This is a genomic window from Paenibacillus sp. FSL R5-0527 (genome assembly GCF_038008055.1).
GTDB lineage: Bacteria > Bacillota > Bacilli > Paenibacillales > Paenibacillaceae > Fontibacillus > Fontibacillus macerans.
On the sequence record NZ_JBBOYI010000001.1, the window covers coordinates 3,314,959 to 3,331,473 of the forward strand.

At 48.2% G+C, this 16,515-nt stretch carries 16 protein-coding genes; 13 read left to right on the top strand and 3 right to left on the bottom strand.

Annotated features, from left to right (window positions below; genetic code table 11):
• Positions 1-38 precede the first annotated feature (38 nt).
• From NYE69_RS14650 to NYE69_RS14670, 5 genes are all read left to right on the top strand, one after another.
• Positions 39-1,211, top strand: a complete 1,173-nt coding sequence (locus NYE69_RS14650; RefSeq protein ID WP_328270772.1) for an NAD(P)-dependent malic enzyme — start codon at positions 39-41, stop codon at positions 1,209-1,211.
• Between the two features lie 5 nt (positions 1,212-1,216).
• A complete protein-coding gene (citC, locus tag NYE69_RS14655) occupies positions 1,217-2,284 on the top strand; it encodes a [citrate (pro-3S)-lyase] ligase (RefSeq protein ID WP_340926749.1) in 1,068 nt (355 codons plus the stop codon).
• Entirely contained in the window at positions 2,281-2,907 is a 627-nt protein-coding gene (citX, locus tag NYE69_RS14660) for a citrate lyase holo-[acyl-carrier protein] synthase (RefSeq protein ID WP_340926750.1), read from the top strand. Before citC ends, citX begins: the two co-directional genes overlap by 4 nt.
• Positions 2,882-3,754 carry a triphosphoribosyl-dephospho-CoA synthase CitG gene (citG, locus tag NYE69_RS14665; RefSeq protein WP_340926751.1) on the top strand — a complete coding sequence of 291 codons (873 nt, stop codon included), beginning with the start codon at positions 2,882-2,884 and terminating at the stop codon, positions 3,752-3,754. Before citX ends, citG begins: the two co-directional genes overlap by 26 nt.
• Before the next feature lie 455 nt (positions 3,755-4,209).
• Positions 4,210-5,238 (top strand): LacI family DNA-binding transcriptional regulator, encoded by a 1,029-nt coding sequence (locus NYE69_RS14670; RefSeq protein WP_328270774.1) that lies wholly within the window; start codon positions 4,210-4,212, stop codon positions 5,236-5,238.
• Between the two features lie 44 nt (positions 5,239-5,282).
• Here NYE69_RS14670 and NYE69_RS14675 read toward each other — a convergent pair whose 3' ends face one another.
• Positions 5,283-6,194: a helix-turn-helix transcriptional regulator gene (locus NYE69_RS14675; RefSeq protein ID WP_328270775.1), complete on the bottom strand. Its 912-nt coding sequence runs from the start codon at positions 6,192-6,194 to the stop codon at positions 5,283-5,285.
• Positions 6,195-6,363: 169 nt separating this feature from the next.
• Here NYE69_RS14675 and NYE69_RS14680 point away from each other — a divergent pair, with 169 nt between their 5' ends.
• Both NYE69_RS14680 and NYE69_RS14685 read left to right on the top strand, forming a co-directional pair.
• The gene (locus NYE69_RS14680; protein WP_328270776.1) at positions 6,364-7,215 is read left to right on the top strand and encodes a sugar phosphate isomerase/epimerase family protein; all 852 of its coding nucleotides are present in this window, start codon (positions 6,364-6,366) and stop codon (positions 7,213-7,215) included.
• A gap of 69 nt (positions 7,216-7,284) precedes the next feature.
• Positions 7,285-8,301 (top strand): Gfo/Idh/MocA family protein, encoded by a 1,017-nt coding sequence (locus NYE69_RS14685; RefSeq protein WP_340926752.1) that lies wholly within the window; start codon positions 7,285-7,287, stop codon positions 8,299-8,301.
• Between the two features lie 407 nt (positions 8,302-8,708).
• On the opposite strand, the gene NYE69_RS14690 is transcribed toward NYE69_RS14685, so the two are convergent.
• Together NYE69_RS14690 and NYE69_RS14695 are read right to left on the bottom strand one after the other, a co-directional pair.
• Positions 8,709-8,963 (bottom strand): acyl carrier protein, encoded by a 255-nt coding sequence (locus NYE69_RS14690; protein WP_340926753.1) that lies wholly within the window; start codon positions 8,961-8,963, stop codon positions 8,709-8,711.
• A complete protein-coding gene (locus NYE69_RS14695; RefSeq protein WP_340926754.1) occupies positions 8,953-9,777 on the bottom strand; it encodes a helix-turn-helix transcriptional regulator in 825 nt (274 codons plus the stop codon). Before NYE69_RS14695 ends, NYE69_RS14690 begins: the two co-directional genes overlap by 11 nt.
• Positions 9,778-10,034: 257 nt before the next feature.
• Between NYE69_RS14695 and NYE69_RS14700 the strand changes: the two genes are divergently transcribed.
• The 6 genes from NYE69_RS14700 to NYE69_RS14725 all read left to right on the top strand — a co-directional run bounded on the left by NYE69_RS14700 (position 10,035) and on the right by NYE69_RS14725 (position 16,511).
• Complete coding sequence (locus tag NYE69_RS14700; RefSeq protein ID WP_340926755.1) at positions 10,035-10,982, top strand: C39 family peptidase; 948 nt, start codon at positions 10,035-10,037, stop codon at positions 10,980-10,982.
• 636 nt (positions 10,983-11,618) lie between these two features.
• Positions 11,619-13,109 (top strand): class I adenylate-forming enzyme family protein, encoded by a 1,491-nt coding sequence (locus tag NYE69_RS14705; protein ID WP_340926756.1) that lies wholly within the window; start codon positions 11,619-11,621, stop codon positions 13,107-13,109.
• 5 nt (positions 13,110-13,114) lie between these two features.
• Complete coding sequence (locus NYE69_RS14710) at positions 13,115-14,335, top strand: decarboxylase (protein WP_340926757.1); 1,221 nt, start codon at positions 13,115-13,117, stop codon at positions 14,333-14,335.
• Between the two features lie 19 nt (positions 14,336-14,354).
• On the top strand, positions 14,355-14,597 hold the full coding sequence (locus NYE69_RS14715) for a phosphopantetheine-binding protein (protein WP_340926758.1): 243 nt from the start codon (positions 14,355-14,357) through the stop codon (positions 14,595-14,597).
• A gap of 31 nt (positions 14,598-14,628) precedes the next feature.
• Complete coding sequence (locus NYE69_RS14720) at positions 14,629-15,390, top strand: P-loop NTPase (RefSeq protein WP_340926759.1); 762 nt, start codon at positions 14,629-14,631, stop codon at positions 15,388-15,390.
• A 32-nt stretch (positions 15,391-15,422) separates the two neighbouring features.
• Positions 15,423-16,511, top strand: coding sequence for a phosphotransferase enzyme family protein (locus tag NYE69_RS14725; protein WP_340926760.1), 1,089 nt, complete (start codon positions 15,423-15,425; stop codon positions 16,509-16,511).
• Positions 16,512-16,515: the final 4 nt, after the last annotated feature.

Sequence of the window (16,515 nt, forward strand, 5' to 3'; positions counted from 1 at the left end):
AGCTATCAATTACATGTTTATGCTGGAGGTTGGGACAAATGAGCATAAAGGAAGAGGCATTGCAGGCCCACAGGGTGAGCAACGGCAAGCTGCAAATTGCCGCAAAAATGCCGCTTAATAACAAGCACGATCTGGCGCTGGCGTATACGCCGGGGGTAGCGGAACCCTGCAAAGAAATTGCCAAAGACAAAGAAAAGGCCTATGAATACACGATTAAAGGCAGCACCGTCGCTATTCTAACGAACGGAACGGCAGTTTTGGGGCTTGGCAATATTGGCCCCGAGGGGGGCTTGCCCGTCATAGAAGGCAAAGCGCTGCTGCTTAAGGAGTTTGGCAACGTGGACGCGTTCCCGATCTGTATCGACAGCCTTGATCCGGATGAAATTGTAAGAACCGTTCAAGTCATCGCCCCCGGCTTCGGAGGTATTCATCTGGAGGATATTAAAGCGCCTGAATGCTTCTACATCGAGGATAAGCTGAAGGAAACGCTGAATATTCCCGTATACCATGACGACCAGCACGGAACGGCCGTTGCGGTGCTCGCGGGTCTGTACAACGCCATGAAGATTGTTGATAAAGCTTTGGACAGCATACGCGTCGTGATCAACGGCGCGGGCGCGTCGGGGATCGCTATCGCGAAATTGCTGCTTGCGGCGGGGGCGAAGCATATTGTGCTGTGCGATATTAACGGGGCCATTTCGGAGAACGCCGGCTCAATGAACGAGGCCCAGGCAAGGATCGCGAAAGTTACGAACAGAGACTTCGAGACAGGAAATCTTGAAGAGATCATTAAAGGCAAGGATGTATTCATCGGGGTGTCGGTTGAAGGGGTGTTGACGAAGGAAATGGTGCAAACGATGAATCCGGACAGCATCGTCTTCGCCCTTGCCAATCCGGTGCCGGAAATTATGCCGGAGGATGCTTATCAAGGCGGAGCAAGAATCGTGGCGACTGGCAGATCCGATTTCCCCAATCAGATCAATAACCTGCTGGTATTCCCGGGCATTTTCAGAGGCGCTTTGGACGCAAGAGTGCGGGATATTACGGACGAGATGAAGCTTGCCGCGGCTCAAGGCATCGCCGAGCTGGTGAAGGATGAGGAACGGAATGAACATTACATCGTTCCGGACGCCTTCGACAAGAGCGTGAGCCGTGCCGTCAGCGAAGCGGTGATCCGAATCGCCCGGGAGACGGGAGCCGCAAGGAAATAATTCGCATGTGGATATTGGAAATGGAGGAGCAGGTTCTTAAGCTGGAATCGGGCAGGGACAAGGACAGACTGATTGCCTTTTTGAAGACCCGGGGTCTTACGTTGGATAAAGACATCCAATACGCGGTGGCGATTGAAGAGGAGGGGCGTATTGTCGCAACGGGGGCTTTTTCGGGAAGAGTACTGAAATGTATCGCTGTAGACGAAGCGTATGCAGGCAGGGGATTGTCCGCCCGTGTTATGAACCACTTGATCCGTGAGCAGTATAGAAGAGGCAGAACCCGTCTCTTTATCTTTACGAAACCCAGAAACAAGATGATATTCTCCGAACTCGGCTTTCATCTCGTTGCGGAGACACCTTCCGCTGTTCTATTGGAGAACCGGAAGGTTGGCTTAAGCCGGTATCTGGATGAGCTCAGGAGAGCGTCCGGGGACGGGGAAGAGGAAGGGGTTCATGAGGATGAGGTCCATGCTGTAGGCGCGGTGGTTGTCAACGGCAATCCTTTTACGCTGGGGCACCGGTATTTGATCGAATACGCCGCCGCGAGGGTACACAAGCTTCACGTATTCGTGGTATGGGAAGACCGGTCCGTGTTTCCGCAGGAGATCAGATACAGGCTGATCGAGGAGGGCGTCAAGCATCTATCCAACGTGGTGCTTCACCTAGGGCGGGACTATATTATATCCGACGCGACCTTTCCGTCTTACTTTCTGAAGAAGGATGAGGATGCGGCCGAGGTCCATGCCGAGCTGGATCTGACCTTGTTCTCACGGCATATCGCGCCCCATCTGCAGATCACCAAGCGGTTTGTCGGCGAGGAACCCTACTGTAAGGTAACCCGAACCTATAACAAGACCATGAAAAAGCTGCTTCCTGCATGGGGGATCGAAGTGGAGGAAGTGCCCCGGATTTGCAGCGGCCAGGAAGCGATTAGCGCGTCAAGGGTGCGGGAGCTGATCCGGAAGGATGATATGAACGCGGTGAAAGAGCTTGTTCCAGAGACCACTTACCGGTTCCTGCAGTCACCCGAGGCTGGTGAGGTCATTCGTTGCATACGGGGAGGGTTACGATGACGCATGAGTTTAATGTAACGCTGGAACAGATGTTGGAAGCGCGGGACCGCAGAGCGGCCAAGCAGAGGCAGTTTCTTCTGGCCCATTCGCTGCCGCTGATTTCCATGACGGTCAATATTCCCGGTCCGAAGAAATTCACCTTGACCAGCCGGCGGATTTTCCGGGAGGGTTACGATGCATTGCTTGAGCGGCTTGCCGCGAACGATCTGAACCCGGTCTTTAAACAGATAGACGACCTGATCACAGGCCCCGAAGGATATATTGTTGTCAATGCGGATGAACGGATCTTGAAGCAGTTTGCCGTTCAAATGGAGACGACTCACCCTCTCGGCAGATTGCTGGATATCGACGTTTTGGGACGAACCGGTCAACCCATTTCCAGAACCGACCTGGGTTATCCTCGCCGCAAGTGTCTGTTGTGCGGGCAGGAAGCGCACATCTGCGGAAGAAGCAAGGCCCATTCCGTAAATGAACTTTTGTACGCCATTCGTTCTATCGCTGATGCCTATTTTCAGGCAGCATGCGGTTCGCGGGCCGATATTCGCTGCGGGAAAACCATTAAGGAAGAGGGGAAACGGAAGGGGAGTATGTCTATCGATGAAAATGCCGAAGACGGAAATTAGCGGGAAGCTGGGAAGGACGGCGGTGCTGTCGCTGCTAATTGAGGTTTCCTCCAGCCCGAAACCGGGCCTGGTTGACCGGTTCAATTGCGGCGCTCACCGGGATATGGACTTTTTCACCTTTATGGAGAGTTCGGCCTCTTTATCCGGCTATTTCGTCAAATGCGCGTTGTTGGGCGCGGAGTTTCAGGGAGATCATCCTAAGGAACTGTTCAACAGCTTGCGCCCCATCGGAATTGCAGCCGAAAGGACGATGTTTCAAGCCACGGGAGGCGTGAATACCCATAAAGGTCTTGTATTTTCGCTCGGGATCTTATGCGCGGCCGCGGCACACCTCATGGCGGTGCTTGAAACGGAACTGCTGGATGCGGAAGAACTCTGCGGACTGATCGCCAACATGACGGAAGGGTTAAGCCGCAGTGAGCTAGCATCCATGAACAAATCCGCAGGACTCTCCAATGGGGAGAGGCTGTACCGTAAATACGGCTTAAAGGGGATACGCGGAGAAGTGGAAAGGGGATTTCCCACGGTCAGAAACGGATCACTCCCGGTTTTCCGGCAGTTAAAGGCGGCGAACACGCACCATATGAACGACATCTGCGTGCAGACCCTGCTTCACTTAATGGCGGTTAATGAGGATACGAATGTGGTGGCTAGACAAGATTTGGATACGCTGGAGTATGTCCGGCAGTATGCCCGCCGGGCATTAGAAGCCGGAGGGGTGCTGACGGAGGCGGGCAAATCAATGGTTCTTCTTATGGATAAGGATTTCATCGCAAGAAATATCAGCCCTGGCGGGTCGGCAGATTTGTTGGCCGTTACCGTCATGCTGGATAGGATTTGCCTTTAATTTGGGGCCGGCCTTTCGGTCCGGTCCTTTCCCTATTTCCTCCCTGCGTAGTATGAATATATGTTGAGAGGCATTTTCTGACAGTGAAACTGGGAGGTATCATCATTCTCATTGGATTTATCCAATAGAATGGGAACTTGAGTGGTCATACGGCCGATTGATTGGATATTTCCAATAGATCAGACTCAGCAGGGCGCAAATCGGGCGACTTGAGCGAAATCTATTGGATATTTCCAATGAGAGTTCAGAAAGGCATTTTATTACCGTCATTCTATTGGATTTTTCCAATCTAAAACTGCCCGCCTCCGCCTAACTCAGGTAATTAGGGAGAACTTGACATATCATGGCATGAACTATAAAATGAGTTTGCCGCAACTTTGCGCAATTTTTTTGCGAGTTGCATAAATAAAATATCCTTATTACTTGAAGCGGGATTGTAGAGAGGAACTTAAAAAATGGCGAGATTAAAAGATATAGCCGAACAGGTGGGAGTGTCGATCTCAACGGTTTCAAGGGTAATGAAAAATGATGCCAACCACTCGGTGAGTGAGGAAACACGGCGAAAAATCTGGGAAACGGCAGAGCAAATGGGCTATCATTCGCAGCGCGCCGCCAAGGCAAAAAAGAACCAACCCAAACACGGTTTTCGGGTCGGTTGCGTTGTAGCGATGCCCCAGAACAAATATAACAATCCTTATTTTTCGATTATTCTGGAAGGGATCGAGAAAGAACTGGCCGCTTCCGGAATGCGTCTGGAGTTTGTGCACAGTCTGGAAAAGCAAGGCGACCTCCAGCAGCTGCAAACTTTGGTGAAGGAACGCCGCCTTGACGGACTGCTGATTGTGGAACGGATCGAGCAGGAGGCGTACAAGTGGCTGAAAGCGAACGTCGGCATCATCGTGGGGATTGATCTGGCGGACAAGGATATCCCTGTGGTCAGCTACGACCGGTCGGCCGCAGCGAAAGAAGCCGTGCAATATCTTATTGCCCAAGGCCACCGGCGGATCGCTTATATCGGCGGCGCGGAGCTCGATGATGATTTCCGCAGCGAGAAACGCTTTCTCGGTTACCAAAGCGCGATGCAGGAGGCCGGATTGCCCATCCAGGAAGATTGGGTGATCGATGTAAAATGGGATGTTTCTTTGAGTTATGAGCTGACCAAGCAGGCCTTCGAGAAAAATAACGATCGGCCAACGGCTATTTTTGCCGCCAGCGATATGATGGCGATTGCCGCGATGCGGGCGGCCGCCGAACAGGGACTGAAAATTCCCGAGGATATCGCTTTTTTTGGTGTGGACAATATCGAAATATCGGAGTTTACCTCGCCCCCTTTATCCACCATCCATGTACCCAAGCTGGAAATGGGCATGTTTGCCGTTAAAATGCTGCTGGATTACCTGAACAACCGGTATACCGTTCCGGTCAAACTGATCGTACCTTACACCATGATACTTCGCCGGTCCTCGGGCGGCAACAGCGAATGAAGCTGGCCGTAGGGCCTTTTTTCGCTTTGCGCCAAATCCGTACTTTAGAGAATCCGGGAAAGCTTGCGGTAAGCGCGCGGCGAGATTCCCTCGTTTGCGTTAAATAAACGGCTGAAATAATGAATATCGGAATACCCCACCTGAACTCCTACTTCTTCAATCGTCCAGTCCGTATCCCGAAGCAGTCTGCATGCCTCGCGATGCCGGACGGTGCGCAGGAATTCCCCGGGAGGCACGCCGATGATTTGCCGGAACAGCTTGGCGGCATGATCCACGCTCATCTGCAGCTCAGCGGCAATCCGTCTGCCCGACCAGTCCTCCGCAGGAGCGGCGTCGATACGTTCCGCCAGGCGTTTGATGCGCTCCCCGTGCTCCGAAACCCCGGCGATCCGGCGGGCCATTTGGGAACGCAGCAATTGCGCCAAAATCTCCAACATCAACCCCTTGCATACCAACTCATACCCCAGAGAACGCCTGGCAAATTCATGGATAAGCTGTTCCATCGCCTGAACGCACTCCACAGACGGCGAATAGATGGGATCCGCGGAAAAGGCCAGCCCTCGATCCGTTCCCGTCACGGCCTCGGCGGCGAGCTTGTCCCACACCATTTCTTCCTCGGGGACCAGCAGATCCTCCTCCTTTTGAATCGTAACATCGCTGAAAAAATCAAAGTGAATGCCCATCAGCTTGGCTTCAGGGGCGGAAACAATTTCGTTTTGATGGTAGACCCCGCACGGCAGGAAGATGAGCTGCCCGGCCGAAAGCAGATAGCGCTGCCCATTCATGGTCGTGACCATTTCGCCATGGCAGACGTACAGCAGCTCGAAATCGTACAGCCTCCTTACGGGAAACCGGCATGGGGGGAGGGTTTGAAATTGAGCGTAATGAATGTTGGGCGACCAGGCCGTGAAGGGGGCGGTGCGCGTTTTTACGGATAAAGGGCGATTTTCACTCAAGGGAAGAACCTCCTTGCTCACAAAATCACGGAATGAGATAAAAATTAACTTTTTTCGCTAAATAAATTATGTCTTGGAGTCAATATAATGAGTGTATAAACACAAAAAAACAAAATTCATAACTATGGTATCACCTTAACGGAAAAATGCAAAATAGGGAGGAAGGACGATGAAGAAGGGAATTAACATCTGGTCGTTCCGCGAAGGGACAACCATTGCGGAAAGCGCGCGCCTGGCGAAGGCGGCCGGCTTTGAAGGGATTGAACTGTCCTTGAATGAGGAAGGCGAGCTTGGGCTGCAGATTACGGAAAAAGAGGCTGTCCAAATCCGCCGGCAGGTGGAGGACGCAGGTTTGGAAATATGCGGTCTGGCCACCGGGTTGTACTGGTCTTATTCCATGACCAGCGAGCAGGAGGCTACCCGGATCAAGGCGTCCGACATCTGCAAAAAGCAATTGGAGTTGGCGGCGGCGCTAGGGGTTGACACGATTTTGGTGATTCCGGGGGCGGTCGGCGTGGATTTTATTCCCGGCTCCGAGGTGGTGCCTTACGACGCGGCTTACGACCGCGCTTTGGAAGCGATCGGCAAGCTGGCGGGGGAAGCGGAGAAGGCCGGCGTCTCCATCGGCATCGAAAATGTGTGGAACAAATTCCTGTTGTCGCCGCTGGAAATGCGCGGTTTTCTTGACGCCGTGGGCTCGCCTTATGTCGGTTCCTATTTGGATATCGGCAACGTTCTGTACTCGGGTTATCCGGAGCATTGGGTTCGCATCTTGGGTCCGCGCATCAAGAAGGTGCACTTCAAGGATTATCGCCGCGAAGCCGGTGGGCTGCATGGTTTTGTGGACCTCCTGGCAGGCAATGTCGATTACCCCGCTGTTGTGGCCGCGCTGCGCGAGGCCGGCTACACCAATTACGTCACGGCTGAAATGATCCCGCATTATGAACATCATTCCGAACAGATCATCTTCAATACCTCGGCGGCGATGGATGCCATTCTGGGACGCAGAGAAGCGTATTAACTTTAAAAGGCAGTTTTATGAACGTGAAAAGGCAGTTTTATGAACGTGTACTTTAAAGGAGGCAGCACGATGCTGAAAATCGGATTGGTTGGCTTCGGTTTTATGGGCCGGATGCATTTTGACAATTATGTTCGTCTGGTGGCCGAAGGGGAGCCGATTGAACTTGCGGCCATTTGCGATCTGAGGATCGATGAGTTGAAGGACAGCAAAGCGAACGGCAACATGTCGACGGGGCAGGAGATTTATGATCTGTCTTCCTACCGGCTGTATGATCATGTGGAAAAAATGCTTGCCGCAGAGCAACTTGATATGATCGATCTGGCCGTTCCCACCTACCTGCATGCGGAGATGGCCTGCTCGCTTTTGGAACGCGGGTATCACGTATTTTGCGAAAAGCCGATGGCCCGCTATTCCGCCGATGCCCGCCAATTGGCCGAGACCGCCAAGAAGCACGGCCGCAAGCTGATGATCGGACAGTGCCTGCGTTTTTGGCCGGGTTACGAGTACCTGAAAGAAGTGATTGAGGATCAACGGTTTGGCCAGCCGACGGCCGGATATTTCTACCGCGGCTCGGGAGCGCCGAAAGATTGGTTTCTCACCGAACGGTTAAGCGGCGCGGCTCTGCTGGATATGCATATTCACGATGCTGATATGATCCAGTGGCTGTTTGGAGCCCCGGAGAAGGTGTCGGCCATCGGGCGCAATGTCATCCCGGGCAGCGGCTACGATATCGCGTCCACCCACTACGCCTACCCGGACGGCAAGGTGATCAACGCCCAAGTAGACTGGACGCTGGAGGGGGATTTCGGTTTTTACATGGGGTACCGGGTCAACTTTGAACGGGGGAACATCGTATTCGACGGCAGCTCCGTAACCGTAAATCCCAACGACCAGCCGGGCTTTAAGCCGGAACTGGCCGCGGATGACGGCTATTATCGGGAGTTGAAGCATTTCATCGGGGCGATTACCTACGATAAACCGATCGTCATTTGCACGCCGGAAAGCGCCGCCTCTTCGGTGGCGCTGGTCGAAGCGGAGGAGAAGTCGGCGAATGCTGGTGGGGCTTGGGTAAGTTTTAAGGCTTAACACGGCTCATCTTTCGGCGTTCGGTGGACCGCCGGACCTTGTATATCGGCCGGCCCAAGCAATAAAGAAAGCTTCCAGACCACTACTTAAGTGGAGGTGGAAGCTTTTTTTACCTGTTATTTGATTACCTGGTTTTGCGTCAAGTAACAAACAAGCAAGCTATTTAAGGAAAATCGTTGGCCGAAATTAGAACGGATCGGAGTGGATATTTTAACATGTTTTCTAGAAGAGCGATAAGCTTCCCTTGCTCGTTTTCGAACAGGGACTAGTATCGGTGGGTCGCCTAAGACAAGGCAAAATTGATCCGACTTATCTGGAGATCACAACCTGATTGATGTTCAAATACCAATATAGCTTCCTTTTTCCAACGCAGAGCAGTGGAGACGGATCAATAGTCGGTTGGATGTTTACGATGGTGCCACCAACTTCCCCCGGATGCGATCGACAATCAACCGAACGGTAGCAAAATTTTCGAATAGCAACTCTTCATCGCTGAACGTAATATCAAAGCACTCTTCCAGTTCAACGATCAATTCAACTGTTTTAATGGAATCGAGGCCCCATGCAATTAATTCTTCCGTTGCTGATAGATCTTCTGCCGGAACAGCAAGTACTTTACCCAGTTTGAATCGGATATTCTGTTCTAAGGAATCAGCGCTCATACAATCCCTCCCCCACGATGCTAATGCTTTGTTGCTTGCAGAAGTGCGTTTGACGAAATTTCGTTGGAGTTTCCCCGTAGTATCTTTTGAACAGGTCAGCGAACTGAGACGACGATACGTAACCAAGTCGGTTTGCAATGTCATTGATACTCCAGTTTGTATGCAACAGCCAGTCTTGCGCCTTTGACATCTTTAATTGCTGTAAATACTTGATCGGTGAGATCCGAAATACTTTGGAATAGGTGTTGCTTAAATAGACAGGATTACACCGGATGAGTTCGGCTAATGTTGGTAAAGTTAGCGGCAACATATAATGCTCCCTGATGTAGCGGTTGACAGTAAGCAGTCTTGGATCAATTCGGCCTTTAGGCGCTGCGGTTCTTGTTTCAGGCAAGTTGCCTGGCTTTGTAAGAAGGGAATGAAGTAACCGGTGACAACGTTGTCCGGTATCCATTAAGGTCGTTAACGTGCAATTGCCTTCCGTGAACAAAGGAGAAACGGCAGTAGCAATTTCCAGTGTTAAAGTGCTTTGACGACGAAAAATAGACGGTTCCCGCAGTTGATCCGGCGAAATAGCCTTCCATTCAAACACAAACCCGCGTATAGCCTCAGGAGAATGGCCGTGATTCGCCAGGAAAAAACGTTGGCCTATTACGATATCGCCTGACTGTAAACGCTCTCTTTTTTTTCGCCATTCAATAGCAATATCACCAATCGATTCGACAAACATGTAACGATTTGAATCGTCTTGCCATTGTGTTGCATTCTCGGGTGCAATGATCTCGTTTGTTTTAACCGAACAAATTTGTATCATTGTTATCACCAAACTATTTAAATTTAAAATTATTTTACATTAAGGAAATATTACCAATTAAAGAAAGAAGTTTCAACCTGAATTTTGAAAGTGTTATACTTCGAAAATAACAGATATTATCTAATTTAACATAAAAAAATTATTAATATAATCTGATGGTATATTGTAAAAAACAGGGTGGTTTAGGGTGTTAAAATACCGGTAACCCTTTCCAATGTGCAAAATAAGTATTAAAAAAGAAATGGAGGAGACGCTGTATGATAGCAGTAGTACCCCATGGTGATAAAAAAATGACCTGTCTAGAAGCGGAAGTGAGTTCGGTTCTAAAATGGATGAAACGCTCTCATGAAATGATGTTTCTTGATTCATGGGGAATTGACTATCAAGATAATGTAAAGGTGCGACTAGGAGAAAAAATCTCCTTAGGAAAAAGGGAAAATAGGTTTACTTACTTGGAACGTTTTCATGGAGTAAAAGTAACTTACGTTGAAGGTGCTTCATCAGATGAAATAAAGAAAGTGATCAGCAAAGGCACTCCTGTTACTGTTTTTGGAAATATGTATTGGATACCATGGGAGCATCCATACTATCTTAAACGTGATGCTCCGGGACATTCCTTCACCGTATTGGGGTATATCGAAAATGAAAATTCATTTGTTTGCATGGACTGCAACTTTTCTAACAGCTATCAAATCATAGGGGCAGATGATTTTAATCGATGTGTTCAGAATTATCTAACTTACTCAATTGTTGATGAAAATGCAGGAATTACTAATTGGCGTAAAGCCATAGCTTCTCATTTACAATTTCTTAAGGATAAGAATACCCTTAACCGAATAGATTGGTTTTGCGAGGACATTAAAGTTAGTCTGGATTTAAAGTATGAATTTGAAGATTATGAGGTCAACAGTTGCCCTATTTTTGTGAGATTAACTAAAGTTGCAAACGGAAGATTCCTTTTCTCAAGAGCACTTAACTTCATTAGTGAGAATTGTAACGATAGTGTTCCTGAGAAATATTCTTCAAAATTTAGCGCATTATCTGATGAATGGTTGATTTTGAGAGGCTATCTTTACAAAAGTTACTTGCAAAGCATCGATAATGAATTGGTGAAAATAGCTGCAGCTGAAAAGGTTGCAAGAATTGCCAATTCGGAAAAGATACTCTTAGAGCAACTTCTTAGTGAAACGATTCATTTGAAGTAGCCGGGAAAATCCAAAAAATCTGATTTTCTCTGTTGCGGAGAAACTTTACCAGTCACAGGCCGTCATTTTGAGCGTCTAGTTCCATCTGCTAAACGATTTGTCGTTTTACGCTGAAAGTGAAGAAGAACTTCAGGAAATTAGTCAAAATTAATTATAAAAATTTACAGAATACATTCAATTTTGCATATTTTATATATTTTTATTGCTCCGTATTTCAAAATAAACTAGAATTTTAAGAAATTACTAAATCTTCTTTAATCAGAGGGATGATAAATATATGACATAGAATTTGTACAGTCTGGTATCTAGATTGATGATAGCCCCGGCTATTTTGAAACCGTATGCAGAATATCAATAAAATTTTGGAAGCGATTACCTAACAGTATTCTGATTACGGCCTCTCACTTAGTGAATAACGCTTATGAATGAAGCGAAAGGAAGGGGGAGAAGACATTGAATCGAGAATATCCTGCAAGGTAGTTCGGGGTTAATGTTTACATGTGGTGGACGATTAATTTAAGTACTCTAAAATTAGACATACTTTCTTATAACAGAAAATACACGACATACGATTCTTATAGGTTAGATCACTGAATCCGTCTAATTTACTAGATTTACCGGAATCGAGGGGCTGAATTGAAAAGATTATGTGAGCTCTTAGAGAACTCGGCACAAGAATATCCGTATAAAACCGCTTTAATTACTGACGAAGGTTGGTTTACTTATAGTCAGTTATCCAAAGAAAGAGATTGCATCTCGGCTTATATGCAAGCTTGCGGCATTCGGGACGGAGACAGAATTATCTTGCTTCTATCACATTGCAGGTTCCTGATATCATCCATCTTTGCTGCATCGAAGGTGGGAGCAACCTATATCCTCTTGCATGAGAGCATAACCAAATATCAGTTAGAATATATCATCAAGGATTCGCAAGCCGCCTATCTGCTGACGACCGATGACTTTTATGTCGAATTGGAGCTAGCATCTGTTAAAGGGATCAAAGTCATTTTGGAGCGTACTGTAGCTGCGGATGAGCCGTGTCAAGACATTCAGAATGTGCAGGTTCAACAAGGAGGCTCCTCCAATGAAATTGCCTGTCTTCTATACACGTCAGGAAGCACGGGGCGTCCTAAAGCAGTTGTATGCCATCACGCCAACATATTGTTTGTATTAGAAAGCATTCTATCTTGTCTAAGGATTGATGGTAAAGATGTGATAGGTAATTTCCTACCTCTGTCTTTTGATTATGGGATGTATCAGGTTTTTCTGGCATTTCGTAAGGGCGCAACACTTGCTTTGGGTCAACGAGCTGATATTGGTCCAGTACTTATTCAAAAATTAAAACAATGGAGCATTACCGGATTGCCAATTGTGCCGAGTATGGGAGAAGCTCTAATAAAGTTAATGAAAAGACGAACGGTACATTTGCCCGCATTACGCTTTATCACTAATACCGGAGCCGCATTTCCGCAGATCTATCTGGAGGGACTGAGAAAATTTTTTCCAGATTGTCTTGTATATCTGATGTACGGGCTGACGGAATGTAAGCGGGTCTCCATACTTCAGCCAGAATATCTCAACACTAAACCTAATTCTGTAGGAACGCCTCTACCGGGAACACGATGCACGGTGGTAGATGAAAAAGGGTTGCCGCTTCCACCATACCAGGTCGGAGAGCTTGTTGTTCACGGTCCGCATGTTATGATGGGGTACCTGAACGATAAGCAGCGGACCGAGCAATTTTTCCGTGAAATGGGTTCGCTGGGCCGTAGTTTGTACACGGGAGATTACTTTTGGATGGACGATGAGGGTTTCTTATACTTTCATGCTCGCAAAGATGATATGTTCAAGCAGAACGGCTTTCGGATTAGCCCTACGGAGATAGAGTTGGCTGCTGTTGACATAGATGGTGTCGAACAAGCTGCACTTGTTCTTGTAGGAAACCCTAGAGTGCCGATTTTGGTTGCCAAATCGGTTCTTGATTCCGATCGCATTAACGAAGAATTAGGGAGGCGCCTCGAAGATTACAAGATGCCGAAGCACATCTATGTAACCAACAAGCTGCCGCTATCCGTGAATGGAAAAATAGACAAAAACAAGCTGTTGGATGATATCAAAAAGGAGTGAAGCGATTGGATTACGAGGACTTGAGGGCGAGGTATGGCAGTCCGTTTTATCTATACGACCTTAAAATTCTTCGCCATTCCTGCAGTATGCTGAGGCAGGCCTTGCCTAATCCGGCAATATTGTTCTACTCGCTGAAGGCAAATCCGCATCCTCTTCTTGTCCAAGAACTGCTAAATTTGGGGTGTTGGGCAGAGGTGTCCTCGCTTGGCGAACTGCATGTTGTTCTGGAAGCCGGCGGCGACAAGGCGGACATCCTGTATACCGGTCCTGGAAAAAGCAGAGCGGAACTACAGCGGGCGGTGGAAATGGGGGTTCGATGGTTTTCAGTAGAATCATTAACGGAACTAGAAAAATTGAGATCGGTAGCCATTGATGGCAACCCGCCGCTCCAAGCGATTATGCGAATCAACCCTGACCAGGAATATACGGGTGCCGGACTGGCCATGACAGGAACGCCTTCCCAATTCGGAACGGATGAACAGGCACTACTGAGAGAATTGAAAAAATTACACCTAAGTGAGAATGTACAGATTGCAGGTTTTCATATCTTTAACGGTACCAATACCGGAAATTTTGAGACGCTCTCGGATTCATTCCTGTCTTCTATTCAGGTTATGGCAAGACTGGCCAGGGAATGCGGGATTAAGCTCAAATTCGTGGATCTTGGTGGAGGGTTCGGGTATCCCTATGCCGTAGAAGGTTCACCCTCAAATTTTGGAGGACTCAAGGTCCGTTTGGAATCTGCATTGGATGATCTTATGCCAGGCTGGAGAAGCGAAGAACCCTCCATTGCGTTTGAATCGGGGCGTTACCTGGCTGCCGCAAGCGGAACGTTGGTCAGTACTGTTATGGATATCAAGGAGAGCAAGGGCAGTCGCTTTATCATTCTGGATAGCGGTATTCATCATCTGGGAGGCATGGCAGGATTGGGGAGAATCCCCAGGGTTCAGTACGATATTCTGCCAGTTTCCGAAATGCCGGCTGATCGGCATGAGCCCGCCAAAGTCGTAGGCCCTTTATGCACACCACTTGATTTCTTTAACAAAAGCGCTAGAATGCCAGCCCTGCGGCCCGGAGATCTAGTATACGTCCCAAATGTGGGAGCTTATGGTATTACTGCAAGTCTTTTGGGATTCCTGAGCAGGGAGATGCCGGTTGAAATTGTTGTGGATGGTGATGAAATCAAGCAGGTATCCCAACTTACCTTAAATCGAATTGAAAAATAAGTGGAAGGGAGGACGACACATGTCAAACGAACAAATTGAGCATGAAGTGGCGGCACTGGTGAAGCAAAAAATCAATCGCGATCTGGGAATGACGGAAGACCTGAAGAGTGCCGGTCTGGATTCGATGAAAGCCATCGACCTATTGCTCGAACTCGAAGAGAGGTTCGAGATGACCATTCCCGATGAGTACATGATTAATGATACGTTTGCCTCCATTAGTAACATCGTGACCATGATCTATACTTTGAAGAAGAACACTTAACCTAGCCCATGCCGATGCAAGGGAGGAGCTTATGGACGTACTTTTCATTTATAGCGGAAAAGGCGGAGTCGGAAAATCTACGTTCGCCGTGAACTTGGCTTATTCATTATCTGGAGTGAGCGTAGGGGTGTTCGACGCGGATTTCGAAGGACCAAGCATTCCGACCATGGTATCCGGGATCAAAGACGCTGACATGCACGCAGAAGGACTAAGCATCCATCCGGGTACTTATGCGGGAGTCAAAATTTCTTCGCTTGGACTTATCGAAAAAAAAAGAAATGGCATCTTTCTTCCTGGAAAATATTTAGAGGGTGCACTCCAGCAACTGCTGTTTAAAGCCGATTGGAATGTTGATGTCTTGATCGTCGATATGCCTCCGGGGACTTCGGAAATTCATAATCAACTGCTAAGTAGATTGAAGGGGAAATGTCTCCTGATTACGACTCCCCAGACCGTCAGTTATTCGGATACGCAAAAAGGCATCGATCTGCTGCGTAGCATGGAGGTTCCGTTACTCGGTATCGTTGAGAATATGGCCTTGTTCCAGTGTGAATGTTGCGGCCATGTTACTCCGATCTTTTCAGGAGATACGGAAGGAAAGCTAGCATCCCCGAATCGCCTGTATTTACTGGATAAATTCCCTATCATACCCGAGATTAGTGTAAAGGGAAACGACGGCATTCCATTTGTTTTCGCGTATCCGAACCATCCCGTCAGTGAACAAATGACCAGACTTGGGAGAAGATTGTTGCCATTGCTGCAGCAGAAGTTGGATACGTGGCAAGTATATTAGCTCGGTAGACTTATCGAAGGGGGGGGATGCGTTTGCTTAAGCCGCCGGATAATTATAGAGGCCTTATCCCGGAGGCGACATTAGCCAAAGCTCTGGAGCAGTATGGGATAACAGAATATATCACATACCCTTATCTGAATATAAACCAAACCGTCATCCCGGTGAACCGGATTTCGGAAACGTCCAGAAAAGCGCTTGTTGAAGACCGGGACGGGAGCCTCTATTTCCTTAAAGAAATTCCCTGGTACATTCAATCCGAACCGCATGCCGTGAGTATCATTCAGCTTCAGCATGAACTGACCAAAGCAGCAGTCAAGGTGCCAACCGTTCAGTTGACAACATCTGGGCAGTTAATAGCACGCGTGGATAACAGTAGGATGCTGTATCTTCAGGAGTACCTGTTGGACGGCACCATGTATGAGGGGAAGATGGAGCAGGCTCGCGCTGCCGGAGCGGAGTTGGGTAAATTTCGGGTGGGGGTTGAGACCTTTTATCGTTTTCATTCATCGGAGCTACCGCAACGATCTACCTATGCTTCAGCCAAGGATATGCTTGTACTTCTGCTGAGAAAGTTTATGGATCAGCGCAGCGCAATGAGCAAAGAGAATCAGGAAGGAATTCAGTATTTTATTCGAGTATGCAAGGAACTTGTGGACCAATGGGCCAACCAACACGATGAATGGTCGGCATCGGGGGAATCTATTGCGCATGGGGATTTAAACCCGATGAATTACATATTCTCGCACAGTGGCTCTGTGTTGGGATTAATTGATTTTGACAATGCATGCAAGACCGATCCCCTTGTAGACATCGCCGAAGGACTGCTTACTTTTTCAGGCATAACCTATCGAAGCGACAGTTCCCGTTTTGAAGACATGCGTGATCTGGCATTCTCTCCTTTCCAACAATTTCTTGAAGGATATGCAGAATATTGTCCCCTAATGCCTAGTGACATCGAAGTTCTGCCTTTGCTAGTGGGCACGGCATGCATCAGGCTGGCAAGTCTGGGGCTGATTCGGGGGGATTGGCCAATTTCCTCGGTTAGTCAGCATGCCGAGAACATTCTTAATGTGGCAGAGACGTCTCGGGAATATCTATATGAATTGAACAGGATGTTTTGATGTA